This is a genomic window from Bartonella sp. MM73XJBT.G, from assembly GCF_028618435.1.
Classification (GTDB): domain Bacteria; phylum Pseudomonadota; class Alphaproteobacteria; order Rhizobiales; family Rhizobiaceae; genus Bartonella.
The window spans coordinates 98059-118055 of the sequence record NZ_JAQISW010000004.1; the positions used below are offsets into that span (position 1 = coordinate 98059).

General features: G+C 37.3%; 15 protein-coding genes and 1 pseudogene. 14 read left to right on the top strand and 2 right to left on the bottom strand.

What is annotated here, in order from left to right; all coding sequences use genetic code 11:
* Positions 1-140 precede the first annotated feature (140 nt).
* Both PVV59_RS03700 and PVV59_RS03705 read right to left on the bottom strand, forming a co-directional pair.
* Positions 141-371, bottom strand: a pseudogene (locus PVV59_RS03700) (Arm DNA-binding domain-containing protein); the annotation flags it as partial.
* Between the two features lie 716 nt (positions 372-1087).
* Positions 1088-1855 carry a molybdopterin-synthase adenylyltransferase MoeB gene (locus PVV59_RS03705; protein ID WP_273754645.1) on the bottom strand — a complete coding sequence of 256 codons (768 nt, stop codon included), beginning with the start codon at positions 1853-1855 and terminating at the stop codon, positions 1088-1090.
* Between the two features lie 87 nt (positions 1856-1942).
* Here PVV59_RS03705 and gshB point away from each other — a divergent pair, with 87 nt between their 5' ends.
* The 14 genes from gshB (at position 1943) to PVV59_RS03775 (ending at position 19798) form a co-directional block, all read left to right on the top strand.
* The gene (gene gshB / locus PVV59_RS03710) at positions 1943-2881 is read left to right on the top strand and encodes a glutathione synthase (protein ID WP_273754647.1); all 939 of its coding nucleotides are present in this window, start codon (positions 1943-1945) and stop codon (positions 2879-2881) included.
* A 139-nt stretch (positions 2882-3020) separates the two neighbouring features.
* A complete protein-coding gene (locus PVV59_RS03715; RefSeq protein ID WP_273754648.1) occupies positions 3021-4067 on the top strand; it encodes a PstS family phosphate ABC transporter substrate-binding protein in 1047 nt (348 codons plus the stop codon).
* 61 nt (positions 4068-4128) lie between these two features.
* Positions 4129-5589, top strand: a complete 1461-nt coding sequence (gene pstC / locus PVV59_RS03720) for a phosphate ABC transporter permease subunit PstC (RefSeq protein ID WP_273754650.1) — start codon at positions 4129-4131, stop codon at positions 5587-5589.
* Positions 5586-6875 carry a phosphate ABC transporter permease PstA gene (gene pstA / locus PVV59_RS03725; protein ID WP_273754652.1) on the top strand — a complete coding sequence of 430 codons (1290 nt, stop codon included), beginning with the start codon at positions 5586-5588 and terminating at the stop codon, positions 6873-6875. Before pstC ends, pstA begins: the two co-directional genes overlap by 4 nt.
* Before the next feature lie 51 nt (positions 6876-6926).
* Complete coding sequence (pstB, locus tag PVV59_RS03730; protein ID WP_120121735.1) at positions 6927-7685, top strand: phosphate ABC transporter ATP-binding protein PstB; 759 nt, start codon at positions 6927-6929, stop codon at positions 7683-7685.
* Between the two features lie 21 nt (positions 7686-7706).
* Entirely contained in the window at positions 7707-8429 is a 723-nt protein-coding gene (phoU, locus tag PVV59_RS03735; protein ID WP_273754654.1) for a phosphate signaling complex protein PhoU, read from the top strand.
* A gap of 592 nt (positions 8430-9021) precedes the next feature.
* Complete coding sequence (locus PVV59_RS03740; RefSeq protein ID WP_273754655.1) at positions 9022-9858, top strand: cell wall hydrolase; 837 nt, start codon at positions 9022-9024, stop codon at positions 9856-9858.
* A gap of 176 nt (positions 9859-10034) precedes the next feature.
* Positions 10035-11282, top strand: a complete 1248-nt coding sequence (locus PVV59_RS03745) for an aminopeptidase (RefSeq protein WP_273754656.1) — start codon at positions 10035-10037, stop codon at positions 11280-11282.
* Between the two features lie 284 nt (positions 11283-11566).
* Positions 11567-12442: a bifunctional DNA-formamidopyrimidine glycosylase/DNA-(apurinic or apyrimidinic site) lyase gene (gene mutM / locus PVV59_RS03750; protein ID WP_273754658.1), complete on the top strand. Its 876-nt coding sequence runs from the start codon at positions 11567-11569 to the stop codon at positions 12440-12442.
* Positions 12443-12544: 102 nt separating this feature from the next.
* Positions 12545-13939: a M20/M25/M40 family metallo-hydrolase gene (locus PVV59_RS03755; protein WP_273754659.1), complete on the top strand. Its 1395-nt coding sequence runs from the start codon at positions 12545-12547 to the stop codon at positions 13937-13939.
* Positions 13932-14552, top strand: coding sequence for a ribonuclease D (locus PVV59_RS03760; RefSeq protein WP_273754660.1), 621 nt, complete (start codon positions 13932-13934; stop codon positions 14550-14552). Before PVV59_RS03755 ends, PVV59_RS03760 begins: the two co-directional genes overlap by 8 nt.
* A gap of 1347 nt (positions 14553-15899) precedes the next feature.
* Positions 15900-16229 carry a hypothetical protein gene (locus tag PVV59_RS03765; RefSeq protein WP_273754662.1) on the top strand — a complete coding sequence of 110 codons (330 nt, stop codon included), beginning with the start codon at positions 15900-15902 and terminating at the stop codon, positions 16227-16229.
* Between the two features lie 1561 nt (positions 16230-17790).
* Positions 17791-18624, top strand: a complete 834-nt coding sequence (locus tag PVV59_RS03770; RefSeq protein WP_273754663.1) for an outer membrane protein — start codon at positions 17791-17793, stop codon at positions 18622-18624.
* A 337-nt stretch (positions 18625-18961) separates the two neighbouring features.
* A complete protein-coding gene (locus PVV59_RS03775) occupies positions 18962-19798 on the top strand; it encodes an outer membrane protein (protein WP_273754664.1) in 837 nt (278 codons plus the stop codon).
* Positions 19799-19997: the final 199 nt, after the last annotated feature.

Consider the following 19997-nt stretch of genomic DNA (forward strand, 5'->3'; position numbering starts at 1 on the left):
TAGACTTGTCTGTGCAATTATCACCGAAGGATTATCCATTCATGAGTGACAGCTTTCTGCTTTTAAATGTAATAATTGTGTGGTTAAAGCTATCCATGAGGTTTAACTTAATTCTTCTATATAGATTAATCTCCATGTGTTTTTCGTAAAATTGAACGCCACCCAGTTGCCAATTCACGGGCTTGTTTTAAAGAGACATCTCTTAAGGCACCCAAACCCATTTCGCGACGGCGCCCGTGAATGGTATAGCGATAAATCCATTGAGCACCACCATCTTTACGCTTATGGAGTAACAAGCCGGCACCATCACACTATTTGCCAGCGCCCAATGTTGCGACAGCCCTTGCATTAAGACAATTCATAAGAGCCATTTTTAGTCCTTTCTTATACAAATTTGATCCACACACTCATCCCGCTTTTGATGTGCAAATGAGTGGTTTTGATTGTTTCAAGATAAGCAGATTTAAAATGAGAGAATCTTGCGTTATTCGGGACTCTCATTAAACATACAAAACAGTTAATTATCATTATAAATCAAAGTGTTATCCGAATAAGACAGAGACAATTGATTGTTCTTATATGAGCAATAATCCTAAGCCGCATTTTATGATGCTTGATGACTAGACATTTCCCTTGAGGTTAGAGGTGTAGGTACAGATCATTGACTTCGTTATAGTATTGATAACTAAAATATAACTTAGATTATTTATTTATGGATTATGGTTTGAAGAAAGCACTTTCATGTGAAGCAATTTTATTTATGCATGAAGAGCAAAATGGTTGAATAGAGCTAGATTATATTTTTAACTATCTCGAAAATTCTTTACAGAAGAACATTGATGACAGCACTCGTTTGCACGAATATCTAACCCTTTATAAAAGAGGACATGAAATGACGCTGATAATCGACTATAGAGGAGATTTGTTCACAAAAGATCTTTAATATTTGTGATAAGTTTAATCGTTTCCATTGTTTACAGCGTTTTGATGATTTTCGGTAAAACATCAGTATTACAGTTTCAATACATATCGCAAGTGTCTTGAAAGCGAGTAGGGATAAAATTATGATTCTCCAAGCTTCTTAATATTATGTATTTTCTCTGGAATTTGTTCGTTTATAGGTAATAATATTAAATTGCGCTAATAATCCATTATAGAGAAGAATCTTTCCTACGAGTGGATCTCCGATGTTTGTGATCATTTTAATCGCTTCCATGGCTTGTAGGGTTCCAATAACGCCGGGTAAAACACCGATGATTCCAGCTTCAGCACATGTTGGGATCGTATCGGGAGCAGGAGGGGTAGGAAATAAATCGCGATAGTGAGGATTATTGTCTTTATACGGCATAAGGACGGTTAATGAACCATTAAAACGTTCTACAGCGCCGCTTATTAAAGGCTTTTTGCATTGGGCTGCGTGATCAGCAAGAAGATAGCGTGTGGTAAAGTTATCACTTCCATCAACAATGATATGGTAGTCATTGAGCAGTTTATCCACATTACTTTTATCTAAGCGTAGGGTATGTTTTTCAACCATAACATGGGGGTTTATGGCTTTTATAGTGCTTTCAGCACTGTCTGTTTTGCTTTGGTTGATTGCATTTGTCTTATGAATAATTTGGCGTTGTAAATTGGAAAGTGAAACGGTGTCGTTATCAACAATTCCAAGGGTTCCAACACCTGCGGCAGCCAAATAAGTTAAGACAGGTGCTCCAAGTCCACCAGCACCCACAACAAGAACACGCGCTTGTTTGAGCTTTTGTTGTCCCGCACCACCAATCTCAGGCAAAATGATGTGACGTGCATAGCGTTCGATTTCTTCGTTATTGAATTTTGTATCTATTTCTTGTGTCATGAATTTTCTCTTGTCATTGTTATTTTATTGTTTACTAAGTTTATGGTGCATAGACCAGTCTGCTTTTAGGATAGGGAGGATTTATTTATGAAAATTGCCATTCAGATGGATCATATTTCAACGGTTCGGATTCAAGGAGATACGACATTTGCTCTCGCTTTAGCAGCACAAGAACGTGGACACTCTCTCTTCCATTATACTCCAGATCGTTTATCTCTGTATGATGGTTGTGTGATTGCACGCTTAGAGTCATTGACTGTCTATGATGAAGAGGAAAAACACTATCAATTAGGAAAGCTGGTCCGTACCGAATTAAGAGATATGGATGTAGTTCTTTTGCGCCAAGACCCGCCTTTTGATCTCAATTATATCACCACAACACATTTATTAGAACGTATTCATCCAAAAACACTTATTGTGAATGATCCGGCATGGGTACGCAACAGTCCGGAAAAAATTTTTGTGACAGAATTTTCTGACTTGATGCCTGAAACGTTAATTACCAAAGATATTGAAGAAATAACTGCTTTTAGAGAAACATTTGGCGACATTATTGTGAAACCCCTTTATGGAAATGGGGGCGCTGGTGTTTTTTATTTAAGACAAGATGATCGCAATTTAGCATCATTGTTGGAAATGTTTGCAGATATTTATCGTGAACCTTTTATTGTTCAGCGTTATTTAGAGGCAGTACGAAAAGGAGATAAACGGATTATTTTGCTTGATGGTACGCCTGTTGGAGCCATTAATCGAATTCCGACAAAAACAGATGTGCGTTCTAACATGCATGTTGGAGGTCGTGCGGAAAATGTTGCGTTAACAAAACGTGATTATGAAATTTGTGAACGCATTGGCCCAGCCTTAAAGGAACGTGGTCTTCTGTTTGTGGGAATTGATGTGATTGGAGATTATATAACAGAAATCAATGTAACATCTCCTACGGGAATTCGTGAAATTAAACGCTTTTGCGGTACAGATATTGCTCATCTGTTTTGGGATATTGTTGAGTTCAAACGTTCAAATTAATTTATAGGGTTTAAGCATGGTTTTGTTAAAAAAATGATCCATGTTGTTTTTTTATTTTGTTATGTTGCAAATGTGAACTAGAATGACCGTATGGTATAAATTAGGAGGTTTTAATCCTCAATTTTTAGGGAGTTTATAGATGAGCAGAGTTTTATCAATTGGAGTGGGATTGATTTTTGCGTTACTGCTATCAGTAAATGTAGGCAATGCACGCGATCAAATACAGGTTACTGGCTCATCTACAGTTTTACCTTATCAAAAGATTGTCGCTGAGACATTTGGAGAAATTTATCCCCATTTTAAGGTTCCTGTTATCGAATCGGGTGGAACAGGAGCGGGTATTAAGGAATTTTGCCGTGGTATTGGGGAGAATACCGTTGATATTGTGAATGCTTCACGAGCAATGAAATCGAGTGAATTGCAATCTTGTTTTGAGGCTGGTGTGAAAGATATTGAGGAAATACGCATTGGGTACGATGGCATTGTTTTTGCAACAGATATAAAAGGTCCTGATTGGAAATTACGGCCAGTAGATGTTTATAAAGCCCTTGCAGCTCGCGTTATTATAGATGGGAAGTTGCAGCCCAATAATGTTTTGAAATGGAGTGCTGTCAATAGTGCGCTTCCTGATTGGACGATAGCAGCCTATATTCCTGGAGAAAAGCATGGAACGCGTGAAGTTTTTGAGGAAAAATTACTTGCTGTGGGCTGTAAAGAGAGTGGGGCAGTTGAGGTGATGAAGTCTTTAGGGATGGATGATAAGAAGATACACGCTGCTTGTATTGCGGTCCGTAAGGATGGAAAAGCGATTGATATCGACGGTGATTATTCTGAAACATTTGCGCGTCTAACTTCGAATAAAACAGGGGTTGGTATTTTTGGTTTGTCTTTTTATCAAAATAATGCTGATAGGTTAAAGGTTGCCGATATTAATGGTTTTGCGCCAACAGTTGAGACAATTTCTAGTGGACAATATCCAGTTTCTCGTCCACTTTTTTTCTATATTAAGAAAGCACATTTCGATATTATTCCAGGTTTACGAGAGTACGTTGACTTTTTCCTTTCCGAACAAATGATTGGTCCGGATAGCCCTTTGGCTGAATATGGTTTGATTGTTGCTCCTGAAAAAGAGCGCCAAGCACAGCGTTCTAATTTTTCTGCTGGTCGAATCATGATGTTTAAATAATTTATTGTCGTTCCAGAGTAAGAGTTTTCAGTGCTATTTTTTATAAAAACTGAAAGATAAAATGCGCATTTCCTTCATTGTTTTTTTGTTATTTCTTTTTGGATTTTGTGGCTTTTGTATTTCTTATATGCGAGTACGTACTCTCGAATACAAACAACATAAAATGCATTCTCGTGCGTATTATTATGGCTGGTGGACTTTTTTGATCACTGTTATTCCAGCTTTTATTTTTTTAATTTTGTGGGATGCTGGGAGTATAATTTATTTAGAATATAATGCCTCTCGAGAGCTTGGGGTGTATAGTGCGCATATAACAGAACCTGTCAATCATGAGCTACTTTGGGAGATACTTCAAAATCTCGTCAAAATAATTCATTGCTTTGAAGGGGATCTCTCCACCGCTTCCTATAAGGAAGTGCAGGCACAATTACTTGCAAAAGGATTGATGTTGCCTCATGAAACATCGGACGATGTATTTAAAATAGCGCGGTCATGGATTTTTTCTTCTCAAAAGCTTCAATTTATTGGTCATGGTTTCCTTTTTGCTATTGCCTCCTTTGGTTTTATCTATGGAATAATACAAATTGCACCTCATCAACGTGCACGCAATAAGGTTGAATCTTTAATTATTATTGGATTGGCGTGTGCTTCTATCGTGGCAGTTTTGACGACAATAGCCATTGCACTTTCTCTGCTCTTTCAGACAATAAGCTTTTTTCAGTCTGTATCCTTTTCAAATTTCTTTTTAGGAACGGTTTGGGATCCGCGTTTTTCCGCAAGTGGTTCAAGCGATGAAGGTGGACAATTTGGTTTAATACCACTCCTTGCTGGTACACTTTATATTGCATTTGTTGCTATGCTCTTTGCTGTACCTATAGGATTATTTTCAGCTCTTTATATGGCAGAGTATGCTTCTGCGCGATTGCGAGCAATTGTAAAACCATTATTGGAAGTTCTTGCTGGCATCCCAACCATTGTTTATGGTTTTTTTGCTTTGAAGGTTGTCGGACCATTTTTACGTGATCTGTCTGTTGCTCTTTCAGGTGGGGGTGGTTTTATTATGGCTCAAAGTGTTTTGACTGCTGGTGTTGTAATGGGAATTATGTTGATTCCTTTTGTTTCTTCTTTGTCGGATGATGTTATTACGGCTGTTCCACGAATATTACGTGAAGGTTCTTATGGTTTAGGTGCAACGCAATCTGAAACAATTAAAAAAGTCGTTATACCCGCAGCACTTCCAGGGATTATGGGGGCCATTTTGTTGACAGCATCGCGTGCAATTGGGGAAACAATGATTGTGGTTTTGGCGGCAGGTGTTGCAGCAAACTTAACACTCAATCCTTTCGAAGCAATGACCACCATGACAGTTAAAATTGTTAATCAATTGACCGGTGATTTTGAGTTTAACTCTCCACAAACTTTGGTGGCTTTTGCTTTGGGAATGACACTTTTTGTGATGACGCTCTTGATGAATATTCTAGCTCTTTATATCGTGCGTAGATATCGGGAACAATATGAATGAATGAAGATTTTTTTCCTCGTCGTAATATTAGTCTTAAGCGTCGGTATAGGGCTGAACGTCGTTTTCGTGCCTATGGGTTGATTTCTATTTTTATTGGTCTGTTTTTTTTATTTGCGCTTTTATGGTCGATTATGAGTCAAGGCTATACAGCTTTTTTTCAAAGTGAAATGGCATTATCGATTTATTTGGATGAAAAGATTATTGATCCGAGTGGTCAACGTCAAAAAAAACCACAAGTTCTCATAACAGCAAATTATCCGCTTCTTGTACGCAATGCTTTAGCAAAAAAACTCGGTGTTAATCAAAATGATCATGCTTCTCTGCGGGACATTAACCGTATGTTTTCAAATGGTATACGTGTTCAACTGCGTGAAATGGTGACAAAAAATCCAAAACTGATTGGCACAATACAAAAAATCAAAGTTTTGGCAGCCGCGGATATTGATTCTGCTTATAAAGGGCAGATTGATCTGCATGTAGCAGAAAAAAACCGAAAAGTTTCTAATCGACAAGTAGAATGGATAAAGCGCTTAGCGCATGATGGTACGCTTTATAAGACATTTAATATTGGTTTTTTTACATTTGGTGCTTCAAGTCGTCCTGAGACTGCGGGATTAGGTGTTGCTATCATTGGATCTCTTTATATGATAAGCGTCGTTTTATTGTTTTCACTGCCGATAGGCATAGCAACGGCTCTTTATTTAGAAGAATATGCACGCAAAAATAAATTTACAGATTTTATTGAGGTTAATATCAATAATCTTGCTGCTGTTCCTTCGATTGTTTTTGGTCTTTTAGGACTTGCGGTTTTTGTTAATTTTTTAGGATTACCACGTTCAGCTTCTTTTGTTGGTGGTCTTGTTTTAGCGCTCATGACTCTTCCTACGATCATTATTGCAACACGTTCTGCTTTGCGGGCTGTTCCTCTCTCTATTCGTGCGGCAGCTTTAGGGTTAGGGGCATCAAAAACACAAATGATTTTTCATCATGTTGTTCCTTTAGCAGCGCCTGGTATTTTGACTGGTACGATTATTGGAGTCGCTCAGGCTTTGGGTGAAACAGCACCTTTGCTTTTGATTGGAATGGTTGCTTTTGTTGTGAATATTCCTACAACTCCCATGGATCCGGCAACAGCTTTACCTGTTCAAATTTTTATGTGGGCGGGTGAAGCAGAGCGCGCTTTTGTTGAAAAGACATCGGGGGCTATTATTGTCTTAATGATTTTTCTTGCGATCATGAATATTTCTGCGGTTTTTTTACGTCGACGGTTTGAACGCCGTCAGTAATTTAAATAAAATAATAACTTTGATAAGATTTTTGTAAGGTAAGTTTTTGTCATGAAGATTAAAATGCGTGGTCAAGATGTGAAGGTTTCTTATGGGGACAAAGAAGCACTTCATGGTATTACCCTTGATATTCCTGAACATCAAGTCACAGCTTTGATTGGTCCCTCAGGATGTGGAAAATCGACTTTTTTGCGTTGTTTTAACCGTATGAATGATACGATTGAAGGGGCTAAAATAACGGGTCTTATCACTTTAGATGGAGAGAATATTTATGACCAGAGAATTGATGTTGTAGAATTACGGGCCCGTGTTGGAATGGTTTTTCAAAAGCCTAGTCCTTTTCCAAAATCTATATTTGAAAATGTTGCCTATGGTCCGCGCATTCATGGTTTGGTAAAAACGCGTTCTGAATTGCATGATGTGGTTGAAAAGAGTTTGAGGCAGGCTGGTTTATTTGAAGAAGTAAAAGACCGTCTTCATGATCTTGGAACAAGTTTATCGGGAGGACAACAACAGCGTCTGTGTATTGCGCGTGCCATTGCGGTTAGTCCTGAAGTTATTCTGATGGACGAACCCTGTTCAGCTCTCGATCCCATTGCGACGGCTCGGATTGAAGAGCTTATCGATGCGTTACGGCAAAATTATACAATTGTTATCGTAACACATTCCATGCAACAGGCAGCACGTGTTTCTCAATATACGGCCATGTTTCATTTAGGGCATTTGGTCGAAGTTGGTGCAACTGAAATAATCTTCACTTCACCAAAAGAACAACGGACGCAAGATTATATTACGGGGCGTTTTGGATAGGTGAATTGAGGAGTGTAAGATATGTCTATGAACCATACCGTTCGTTCTTATGATGCAGAGCTAAAATATCTAAAAGCAAGAATTACAGAAATGGGGCACCATGCGGAAAGAATGATTGAACGTTCTGTTGCATCGGTTGTCTGTAGTGATCTTCAACTTGCAACAGCAGTGATTGCTGATGATTTGTTTTTAGATGAAGCAGAACGTGATATTGATGAAAAAGCAGTTGCTATTATTTGCAAGCGTCAACCGATGGCTGTAGATTTGCGTGAAATTATTGGAGCCATTCGTATTTCTTCTGATCTTGAGCGGATTGGGGATATGGCTAAAAACATTGCTAAAAGGACTGTTGCCCTTTCAGAAATACGTCAGTCCACCTCCTTTTATCATGGGCTTGAAACAATTACAGCTTTAGCTCTCAATCAATTAAAAGAAGTCTTAGATGCTTATACGAGTCGTCGATTAGAGCGTGTTGACGCTGTGCGTGAGCGTGATGAGAAGATTGATGCTTTGTATACTTCTCTTTTTCGTGAACTTTTGACATATATGATGGAAGATATGCGCAATATTACGGTTTGTACGCACTTACTGTTTTGTTTAAAGAATATTGAACGAATTGGTGATCATGTTACCAATATTGCTGAAATGTTGCATTATATCATAACGGGTTATCATATGTCTTCTGATCGTCCTCGCGATGACCTTACGTATAAAGTTGGTGTAGGTGAGAAGAAAAGAGATTAAATTTTTCTGAGATTTTTTAAATTCGCTTTTTTAAATTCGCTTGTAGATACAGTGAGCAATTTTCTTACAATACAGAAGCTTTAGAAAGAACATAAAAGGACATAATAACCATATGATGAAAAAACACATAGAAGTACCAAAGAGTTTTTTAGGCTAACATGGCAAATTGTTAACTCTTAATTTGACATTTTTGTATATTGGATGATACCATCATCTGGATTATGGGGGGGATTTTTTTTGATTGTTTTTTTAAATTTATATTAAAGGGGGTATCTGTATTATTTTTTCAATATTGATGCAAAGAGTTTTGATATCCCAATCTTTTTTGTGTTTAGAATGAGCGATCATATTATTTTATTGCGATTGAAACATCTGGGTTATATAAGCCTATATTGTCCTGTGAGGAGTGACAATATTGATCTATAAATTAAGAGTATTTTATTTTTTATTTCGCATAGATAGTTTTTGATTACCATTTGTATTAAAATTTTACTGAGTGGTAACAATTAGTTGTATACTTTATTGAGAGATACATTTAAAGCTCATTTCAAAATTTGAATAGCTCAGAGATTATAGGAATGTGTTACCTAAGATGAAAAAAAATCGTTGGAATGTTTTTGTTACCTGTTGCGTAGCACCCCTGGTTGTTGTGGGGTGTGCTACAAGTCATTTAGATGCTGGAAAAGTAAATAGTAAGAAGACAAAAACAGTTACGTATCCATTGACAGAGCGCCAATGCCTTATGCGTGCGATGTATTTTGAATCAAACCGCTCAAGTCGTGAAGGAATGATTGCCGTTGGGACGGTTGTTATGAATCGTGTTAATTCAACCGCTTATCCTAAGACAATTTGTGGTGTTGTTGGCCAATATAAGCAATTTGCCCCTGGTGTTTTAACGCGTCCTATGACGGAGAAAGCATCTGTTGCTCGTGTAAGAGAAGCTGCTGATGCAGTTTTACGCGGTGAACGAGATAAGAAGGTTAAACACGCTAAGTTTTTTCATACCGCTGGTTTGTCTTTTCCTTATAGAAACATGCATTATGTTCATGTTGCAGGGGGGAATGCTTTTTATGAAAAGCGATCCCGCGATGGATCACTTCAAGTTCCTACGGATAACCGTCCTTATGATGTTGCTTATGCCTTTGCTCAGGAACGTTCTGGTTATGCACCAAGCTTTATCGATGAAGGCTTAGAAAGTAAGGGAGTAAAGGCAGAAAAAAGTACATCTCCTTCAACAGCAGTAGCACAGTCTAAGACGGTACAGCCTATGTCTTTTGCTATGATCCAGCTTGATAAAGTTCCCATTCCAGCTTATGCGCCTAGACCTCTAGCGAGGAAAGAGGAAAATAAAACAATTATGACGTTGCCTTCATCAGATCAGTTAAATGCAATTGTTGCAATGTTAGAAAAACGACACAGAAACTGGTAAGTTTTTGCGCAACCGAAGAAGAGTCTTACACCCCATTGCGGTTTATGAATTAAGTAAATTCTTTAGTAAGAGTGATACGCATAAATAGACGTAGAGAAAGAATTGAAAGGATCGAGAAAAATAATTTAAAATATGGTAGCGTAAGAATACATTTTATTTAAAGAAGGGTGTAGGTAATGTATTTTGATATTCATGAGACAATTTCGCCTGAAATGCTTAATCGTCTTGCAGAAGTTACGGTAAAAGTGGGGTTAAATTTACAAGAGGGGCAGGATCTTGTTTTGACTGCTCCAGTTTCAGCATTACCTCTTGTTCGGCGTATTGCATATCATGCTTATAAAGTTGGTGTTGGTGTCATTACACCAATTTTTAGTGATGATGTGTTATCGCTTACACGTTTTGAAAATGCCCATACGGCTAGTTTTGATTGTGCCCCTTCTTGGCTCTATGAGGGAATGGCGAAGGCTTTTGAAAATGGGGCCGCACGTTTAGCGATTGTTGGTGATAATCCGTTACTCCTTTCCAATCAAGATTTTGATAAAGTTGCGCGATTAAATAAAGCCACTTCAGTGGCTTATCAGCCGGCACTCAAGAAAATATCGAATTTTGCTATCAATTGGTCGATTGTCGCTTATCCAACAGCAGGGTGGGCTGAGGCAATGTTTCCTTCTTTACCGCTTAATGAGGCGATTAAAAAATTAGCTGATGCAATTTTTTCTGCTTCACGTGTTACAGGAGAAGATCCGGTGCATGCGTGGACTGTTCATAACGCAAATTTGAAGAAACGGTCATCTTGGCTTAATGAACAGCGTTTTTCTGCTTTGCACTTTACAGGACCAGGGACTGATTTAACAGTTGGTTTGGCAGATGATCATGAATGGCATGGGGGGGCATCCGTTGCAAAAAATGGTGTTGTTTGTAATCCTAATATTCCGACAGAAGAAGTTTTCACGACTCCTCATGCTCATAGGGTTGAAGGGTTTGTTCGCTCAACAAAGCCTCTTTCCTATCAAGGAACACTGATTGATAATATTGAAGTACGTTTTGAAGCAGGGCGCATTGTTGAGGCTCACGCATCAACAGGCGAGGCAGTTTTACAACAGGTTTTGCAAAGTGATGAGGGTGCAAGCCGGTTGGGCGAGGTTGCTCTTGTGCCTCATTCTTCACCAATTTCTAAGAGTGAGCTTCTTTTTTATAATACCTTATTTGATGAAAATGCAGCTTGTCACATTGCTTTAGGACAGTGTTATTCCAAATGCTTTTTAGACGGAGCATCATTAACATCAGAAGAGATTGCAGCGCGTGGTGGTAATAAAAGTGTTATTCATATTGACTGGATGATTGGTTCTGGTGAAATTGACATAGATGGTATTACGCAGGATGGTGTAAGAGTTCCTATATTTCGTAAGGGTGAATGGGCTTAATTTTATTATGCTGTAAAAGTAAAACACGTCATTTGAGGTTGATAAGTTTCCTTGACAGGGCAAGTATTTCTAGAGTACGTGAATGAATATTCAAGATAGGGCTTAATCGTGTAAAACCTTTCGTTAAATGAGTTACATGAGTATGAAGCCAAATAAGTTTACTCAACAAGGATCATGGTTATTTACAGAACAGATGAGATTAAAATTTTTATTCTTTGAGGATGTGAAAAAGATCAATTGATCAGTGATACGACTGGAAAGTGCATAATTATTAAAGAGGAGTGATGCCAGAGCTTCCTGAAGTAGAGACGGTTCGTCGTGGACTTAAGTCTGTTGTCACTGATGCAAAGATAGTATCTGTCAAACTTAATCGAAGAGATTTGCGTTTTCCTTTTCCTGAGGCTTTTTCTGAACGGCTTATTGGTAAAAAAATTTTAGAACTTGGTCGGCGTGCGAAATATTTATTATTTCATCTTTCTCAGGATGAAACGATTTTAAGCCATTTAGGAATGTCGGGGTCATGGCGTATAGAGAATGATCTTTTAAGAAAAACTTTTTCAACGACCAATAAATTGGTTAAGCATGATCATTTTATTATGGATATTCAGACAAGGAATGATGAAGTTTACCAACTTATTTATAATGATGTGCGTCGCTTTGGGTTTATGCTTTTAGTTGATACGGACAAGCTTTATAAACATCCGCTTTTGAATAAGCTAGGGCTTGAACCTATGAGCGATGCATTTTCTGGTTGCTACTTACAAAAGGCTTTTGTTAATAAAAAAATGTCTCTCAAGGGTGTTTTACTTGATCAGTCTATCGTTGCGGGGCTTGGAAATATTTATGTTTGCGAGGCACTTTGGCGGAGTCGTTTGTCTCCACAGCGTGGTGCATTTACATTAGCATCAAAAACGGTATATGCACGTGAGCTTGCAGATTCTTTAGCACAAAATATACGAAATGTGATTTCTGAAGCTATTTTATCTGGTGGTTCTTCTTTGCGTGATTATGTGCATATAGATGGTTCCCTTGGTTATTTTCAACATACTTTTTCAGTTTATGGACGAGAAGGTAAGGAATGTTTGGAATGCGGAACGCCTATATTACGTATTTTACAGGCTGGGCGTTCAAGTTTTTACTGCTCACAGTGTCAAAAATGAATAAGATATCTTGCAAAATCCTACAAGAGGCTTAAAGTCAGGTTCTTACAATTATATAAATATATGAGGTATATAAATATATGAGGCTTGAGAGGTTTTTTTATGCTGAATAAAGTACTAACACATCTTGATGGAAATATAGAAAAGAGCCTTGAACGCCTTTTTTCTCTTTTACGTTTTCAATCGATCTCTACAGACTCGGCTTATAAGGATGCATGTCGTCAAGCAGCTGATTGGTTAGTAGAGGATTTAAAAAGCATTGGTTTTGAGGCTTCTCGGCGTGATACACCGGGTCATCCAATGGTTGTTGGGCATCATCCAGGACCTTCAGAGGATTGTTTACATGTATTGTTTTACGGACATTATGATGTTCAACCTGTTGATCCCTTGAGTTTATGGGAGGATGATCCATTTACACCTTCTTTAAAAGAGAGAGATGGAGAGAAAGTTATTTGTGCTCGCGGCGCTTCAGATGACAAAGGTCAGTTGATGACATTTATTGAAGCGTGTCGTGCATATAAGAAAGAAACAGGGCAGCTTCCTGTTAAAGTGACTATTTTATGTGAAGGTGAGGAAGAGTGTGCGTCTCCTTCTCTTGTTCCTTTTTTGAAAGAAAATAAAGAGGAGCTTAAGGCAGATTATGCACTGGTTTGTGATACCTCGATGTGGGATGCGGATACACCATCTATTGCTCTTTCTCTTCGGGGAATTATGGCGGAAGAGATTATTATCACGGCAGCTAATCGTGATTTGCATTCTGGTTATTTTGGGGGTGTAGCAGCCAATCCCATTCGTATTTTAACTAAAGTTTTGGCAGGACTTCACGATGAAAATAATAAGGTGACGCTTCCTGGTTTTTATGATGGTGTAGAAGAAACACCTCCACATATTTTACAATCATGGAATGCACTTAATTGTACTGCTGAAAATTTGCTTGGTCCTATCGGTCTTTCCATTCCAGCAGGTGAAAAAGGACGGAGCATTTTAGAGCTTGTGTGGGCACGTCCTACCATGGAATTTAATGGTATTAGTGGGGGCTATGAAGGGGAAGGGATGAAAACGGTTATTGCCTCTCAAGCGAGTGCAAAAGTATCATGTCGTTTAGTCCATAAGCAAGATCCAGCGAAAATACGCCAAGCGCTGCGTGATTATGTACGGAGCTCAATTCCTGCTGATTGTACGGTTGAATTTAAGAATCATGGTTCTTCTCCAGCACTTCAGTTGTCTGAAGATTCATCTTTTATCAAGGAGGCGAAGGATGCTTTATCACAAGAGTGGGAAGTTCCTGCTGTCTTGACAGCCATGGGGGGGTCGATTCCAATTGTTGCCGATTTTCGGTCAATTCTCGGCATGGAAACTCTTTTGGTTGGTTTTGGATTGGCTGATGACCGTATTCATTCGCCTAATGAAAAGTATAATCTAAAATCGTTCCATAAGGGGCAGAGGTCTTGGGCGCGTATTCTTACCGCTTTAGCAAAGAGGAGGGTGAATGGCTGAGATTCGCGTCCATCAAGGTGATTTGCCAAACCTAGATAATTATAAAACTGATGCCATTGCGATTGATACTGAGACTTTAGGATTACAACCACATCGTGATCGTTTGTGTGTTGTTCAGATTTCTTCTGGAGATGGGACTGCTGATATTGTACAAATTGCTAAAGGACAAAAGAGTGCTCCCAATTTGGTCAAGCTTCTTAAAGATAACGCCGTCACCAAAATATTCCATTTCGGGCGTTTTGATCTTGCTATTTTAGCGCATACATTTGGTGTTATGCCAGAGGCTGTTTTTTGTACAAAGATCGCTTCAAAGCTCACACGTACCTATACGGATCGTCATGGCTTGAAAGAAATTTGTAATGAAATGCTGAATGTGAATATTTCTAAACAGCAACAATCTTCGGATTGGGCGGCAGAAACGTTATCACAGGCACAAATTGAATATGCTGCATCGGATGTGTTATACTTGCATCGTTTAAAGCTTATATTTGAAGAACGTTTAAGACGCGAAGAGCGAGAAAATGTTGCCAAGGCGTGCTTTCAATTTTTGCCTATGAGAGCTAAGCTTGACCTTTTAGGATGGGCGGAAGTTGATATTTTTGCCCATAGCTAACTTTAAAAATTAGCTTTTAATGAAGTAAATTATTGATGCAAGAGGACAAAATGCCGATATTGTCGGCATTTTGTCCTTTTTTTCTCATTTTTTCAGATAACAATTATAACATAAGTTCTCTTTGATTTGAAGTTTAGGCAATAAAAGTAATTTTGAAGAGAGGCTAGGAATTATAGTAGGTTAGAGGCTTAAATCTCTGAAACCGCTATACAGCTTAATTGGGGAAGAATATAAAGACATCAGTGTAAAAAACAATCCTCATTCTTATCACCACTAATTCTATTTTACGTCTTTCAAAAGTATACAGCAATATCTATTAAGGAATGCAGATTACGCATTGCCTCACGCTTTTATTTTTCACATTCTTTAGCGGAGTCACGCCCATCAAGCAAAATAAAACATCCTAAACGGAATATATTTTGGGGTGCTCATTCACGTGCTTTTTTAAAGAAAGCTTTCTTAAGACATCCAAGCCCATGACACGGCGGCGTTCATGAATGATATAACGATAAAGCTTCTCATATTATCTAAAATCTATTGAGCATCACCATTTTTACGCTTATGGAGTCAAGAGCCGCTACCATCACATATTTTGCCAACACCCAATTTTGTTACAACCCTTGGTACAATTCATAAGAGGCGTTTTTTATTGTACAGTTTCACTCCATGTAAGCGTGCCCACTTGTAATGTGCAAATAAATGGTTTCGGTTAATTTAACATAAGAGAATTTTATGATATTTGGGGGGCTAATTCAATATAGATAACGACATATTATCATTATAAATCAAAATGTTATAGGCTTAAGATATAAAAATTGACCACGATCATACTGAACAATACAAAGAATGATATCTAGAAATAAGTTAGCAAAAGCATGTTTTTGTTCAAGTCAAAATGTAATCACTTTTGCGTTTAAAGAGATTCATAAGAAAAAGCACTTTTTTCAAGAGTTTTATCCATATATCAACTTCATTTATGATATGGAGGCGGATAATTTAGCTTAATTGTACCATGAACAAGTTTGAAATGAGATAAACCTGTGATACTGAGAGCACTCATTCAATAGCGGGAATGATAAATTATACTTATAAATTAATATGTTGAATAACACTTGTGACCTTTATTGTCTCACAGACGACACTTTGTGCTTTTATTCATTGCCAAACAAGTGTTTTCTATGTTGACCACGCAGGGTAGTTTACATTTATTTTAAAATTAAAATGCCCCAAAGTTTTGTTTTTTTAAGAATTCTTACTTTTTATCTATAAACGTACTATTTTTTCTGGAAATTAGCAATGAAGACACTAGATAAAATCCATTATGGATATTTCTACGAGGTTAAATTTATGAACATAAAATATTTTATTACAGCTTTTGCTACTCTTTCTTCAATCTCTTTTGCTCAAGGAGCGAGCCTTTTGTCTTCTCACAAGTTTATAGAGGGCATATCTGCTGTTGTTCTTTCTAAAGATCTTTTTTTTAGAGAACAGTTGAGCAAGATCTTATCTGAAGTTGTTCAAATGGAACTTTCTTGCATAAATAACAGCCAATTCATAACAGCAGCGAAGTTAGTACCTGTGTCACATTCTGGTAAAAAAAGGTTTCAAAAACCTAAAAAAGGATCAGGAAAAGGCAAACGACCAAACTTATTCGCACGAAGTCCAATGAGTTATTAAAAAGTAAGAAAGCAACACCAGAGAGTCTATGTCTGGGAATTGAATAAAGGAGATATTGTTTATCGCTTTAAAACAAGGGGAGTTATTTATTTGCGAAGGGTATTATGATTATCTGCAGGGAATGAATGGTCCTGTTCGGAAAAGATAAGAGTAGGGAGGTTTTGGTGAAAGAATACAGTGGAGAATGGCGCTGGCTCGTTATAAATTTCATTGAATTATATAACGTGGAGATTTTGGATTACTCTATTATGTATGTCGCAAATTCTCTCATTTGAAGTTTGGTTATATAAAGGCATATAAATCTCCTTTATCTAAGTGTTTTTAGGATACGAGGTGGATTAAGAAATAGGATTTGGTCCAGATGTGGTCCATACGCCCTTGAGTTAAGTAAATCACATGAGCGGGAAACCAAGGCAAGCCCGCGTTTGGCAAGAATCTAGGTTGTTGCAGATAGAATCTGAAGAAGATTTTTCCTCAAAATCGAGGAGGAGTCCTGTAGTGAAGTGTAAAAAACTTTATTTTAATGTTAAACTTTTGATTTTTATTGGCAGGTTTCAATTATAGATAAAATATTCTTTATTGATCTCTGATTTAAAATATCAAAGAGCTTTTCTATCAAATTCATGATTTTTAAAGCAAGGCTTTGTTTAAAAACTTTAAGAAAAAATTCTTATTTTTTCAGCTTTAGGGAGAGTTTTTATACAAGTTTCAATATTTATCATACCGGTTGTTTGTTATGAGTCTTTTTTTTCAATTAGTTTATAAAGAGTATGAAATTGAGCGTAGACAAAGAAGGCTGAAGTTTTGAAAAAAGAATTTCTATGGGGTTGAGATAAAAAATGGCCAATCTTTCAAAAACAATAAATGCTTAAAGCAAAAACAAAGAGCGGGTAAATTAAATGTGATCTTATTGCAATCCATAAACTATTCGAAACTTTGTTTATGTGCGTATACATCCTATATAATAAAAAAACTCTCAAAGAGCTATGCGCATTTTGTCTTGCAAATAATGAACTAAATACATTGTTTGTATAAATTTATCTGTATGAATTTAAATGGCTCAGTTGCATTTGGCTTGTTCTCAAGATCGTAATAGTTTTCTCACTGTCCTTGATATTAAGAACTCTCATAAGAAGTCATTTTTAATTTTTCTGAAATAATTCTACACACACACGTGCTCGTTTCTAGTATGGAGGTGGGTAATTTGGGTTACTTTCAATAAAATGATTGAAGATGAGAGCATCTTCAATATTACAGAAGAAAAGATAATTTTTTCATTATAATCAAGAGGCTATCTTTCCATAGACAATAGCACATGCTTTCTACGGTGATGACATAGTTTTTTTTGAAAAGTTCATAAAGAAGAAAAAATTTAGCGAGAGGAACGCATTTATGCATGGGCATCGCTTCATTCTCATTGACGACAGATCAAGTAATTAAGAGCACTTTGATTGGATTTTTGTTTTTTTTATGAGTGTATCATTTTTGCTACAGATATCTGAAGTTTGAGCTCTATATGGAATGACGTGTTCAAATAAATATTCAGCTATGGAGAAAAAATATGAATATAAAATGGTTAATAACAGCTTCTGCTTTCGTTTTTGTTTCAGTTTCAGCGGCGCAAGCAGCAGATGTTATTGTTCCCCCAAATCCAACACCGGTTGCTCCCGTTATTGTTGCTCCAACTTTTTCTTGGACTGGTTTTTATATTGGTGGGCAGATTGGTGGTTTTTCGGGTAAAACGAAGATGGATATTCTCGCTAAAGGACAAAAGATTCCAGTAAGTGATGATTATTTGCCTAAACTATCTGGTTTTATGGGTGGTATTTACGGAGGTTCCAATATTGATCTCGGCAACGGCCTTATTTTAGGTGTCGATACAGATATCATGTGGTCTAATAAAGATGACACAAAGACAGGAAAAACATATGTCATTGTCCCAGGTCATATCAATTACATTAACAAGATGTTAAAAGACGCTGCAATTAATATTGGTGAAAATGCACTTAAAGCAGGTGTTAAACGAACACACAGCTTCACTTTTAAAGAAAAGTGGGCTGGTGCAACGCGGGTACGTATTGGTTTTGCGGCTGAACGTATTATGCCTTATGTTGCTGGTGGTATTGCCTATACACAGCTTCAAGATACTGCATCGATTTCAATAACAGACAAAGATTCAGACAAAGTCATAGCTTCTGGTACTCTGTCTGATGAGACAAAGACTCTTGTTGGTTATACCCTTGGGGCTGGTGTTGATTTAGCCATGACCAATAATATTATTGTCCGTGCGGAATATCGTTACTCCGATTTTGGTAAAAAGAAATTCTCAAATGATAAATATGAGACTTCTTACAAAACCAATGATTTCCGTGTTGGTGTTGCTTACAAATTCTAACAGATGGTAAATTAAATAACAAAGAGGCTCTATCTCTGATAGAGCCCCTATCATTTTAATGTTGCTATATTATCACACATTCCATATTTTATCGTAGATATGAAAAAGTATTATTAGGATTTTATTAAAAAAAATTATAAACAAAAAAACAAAAATTATATTTAAAATCAAAAAGTTATTTATATTCACAGTTTATAGTTTCCCGTACAAAACAAAATTATGAAGTGATTGTATCTTCGGCAAACTCTCCATTTCCTGTGACTGTGTCATTTTTACTACAGCTTTTCTCCGTGTTATCTTGTAGCACTGTGCTCATAATAAATTAGGAGCAAAGTTTATGAATATAAAATCTTTAGTAACAACTTCTGTTATCGCTATAGCTGCAGCTTCTGCAGCACAAGCTGCTGATGTTATCATCCCTCGTGAAACAGCCCCAGCAGTGATTACAGCAGCCCCTGCCTATTCTTGGACAGGTTTTTATCTTGGTGCTCAGATTGGTAGTCGTTCAATGAAAACTGACAAAGGTTCTAGCACTTTAGGTTATCACGATCTTAAGCTTTCCGGTATGCTCGGCGGCCTATACACAGGTTACAATGTTGATCTCGGCAATGGTGTGATCTTCGGCTTGGATACAGATGTCTCTTTTATTGGTAAAAAAGACACAATTAACTCCCCTACAATGGCTGTTGGATTTGGAAAAAGTGTTGATGAAATTAATAAACTCCTTGATGATGCTAAGATCGAAAGGAAAAATGGTCTAACAGTTGCAGGTTCGGATGAATACGTCGAAAGTATTACTATGAAAGAAAAGTGGTCTGGAGCGACCCGTGTTCGCATTGGTTTTGCTGCTGATCGTATCATGCCTTATATCGCTGGTGGTGTTGCCTATACGCAGATGCAGGGCATCTCAGCACTTGAAGTGAAAAAAAATAGTTTGTTGTCTGCAGAGGACAATGGTGGTAAACTTATTGCTTCTGGTAACGTATATGATGAAACAAAGACTCTCGTTGGTTTCACCCTTGGTGCTGGTGTTGACTTCGCAATGACAGACAATGTTCTGTTGCGGGCTGAATACCGTTACTCAGACTATGGTAAAAAGAAATACTTTAAAGACACAGCTGAACTTCAATACAAAACCAACGATTTCCGCGTAGGTGTTGCATACAAGTTCTAATTTCGTAAATAACGTAATTAATACAAGAAATATAAAGGTCTCGTTTAACGAGGCCTTTATTTTATTATTTATCTTATTATATTGTAAAAGCTCTAGTATTAAAAGCGATAGGCGCATATAAAACTTCCCACATGAGGTGTTTATGTGAGATGAATATTCTTGAGTAGAGCTTGCCTCTAGAGTCATCTCGACTTAGGAG

Coding starts and splice junctions, on each gene's coding strand:
- PVV59_RS03705 (WP_273754645.1), bottom strand. CDS start 1,855: ATGACACAAGAAATAGATACAAAATTCAATAACGAAGAAATCGAACGC.
- gshB (WP_273754647.1), top strand. CDS start 1,943: ATGAAAATTGCCATTCAGATGGATCATATTTCAACGGTTCGGATTCAA.
- PVV59_RS03715 (WP_273754648.1), top strand. CDS start 3,021: ATGAGCAGAGTTTTATCAATTGGAGTGGGATTGATTTTTGCGTTACTG.
- pstC (WP_273754650.1), top strand. CDS start 4,129: ATGCGCATTTCCTTCATTGTTTTTTTGTTATTTCTTTTTGGATTTTGT.
- pstA (WP_273754652.1), top strand. CDS start 5,586: ATGAATGAAGATTTTTTTCCTCGTCGTAATATTAGTCTTAAGCGTCGG.
- pstB (WP_120121735.1), top strand. CDS start 6,927: ATGAAGATTAAAATGCGTGGTCAAGATGTGAAGGTTTCTTATGGGGAC.
- phoU (WP_273754654.1), top strand. CDS start 7,707: ATGTCTATGAACCATACCGTTCGTTCTTATGATGCAGAGCTAAAATAT.
- PVV59_RS03740 (WP_273754655.1), top strand. CDS start 9,022: ATGAAAAAAAATCGTTGGAATGTTTTTGTTACCTGTTGCGTAGCACCC.
- PVV59_RS03745 (WP_273754656.1), top strand. CDS start 10,035: ATGTATTTTGATATTCATGAGACAATTTCGCCTGAAATGCTTAATCGT.
- mutM (WP_273754658.1), top strand. CDS start 11,567: ATGCCAGAGCTTCCTGAAGTAGAGACGGTTCGTCGTGGACTTAAGTCT.
- PVV59_RS03755 (WP_273754659.1), top strand. CDS start 12,545: ATGCTGAATAAAGTACTAACACATCTTGATGGAAATATAGAAAAGAGC.
- PVV59_RS03760 (WP_273754660.1), top strand. CDS start 13,932: ATGGCTGAGATTCGCGTCCATCAAGGTGATTTGCCAAACCTAGATAAT.
- PVV59_RS03765 (WP_273754662.1), top strand. CDS start 15,900: ATGAACATAAAATATTTTATTACAGCTTTTGCTACTCTTTCTTCAATC.
- PVV59_RS03770 (WP_273754663.1), top strand. CDS start 17,791: ATGAATATAAAATGGTTAATAACAGCTTCTGCTTTCGTTTTTGTTTCA.
- PVV59_RS03775 (WP_273754664.1), top strand. CDS start 18,962: ATGAATATAAAATCTTTAGTAACAACTTCTGTTATCGCTATAGCTGCA.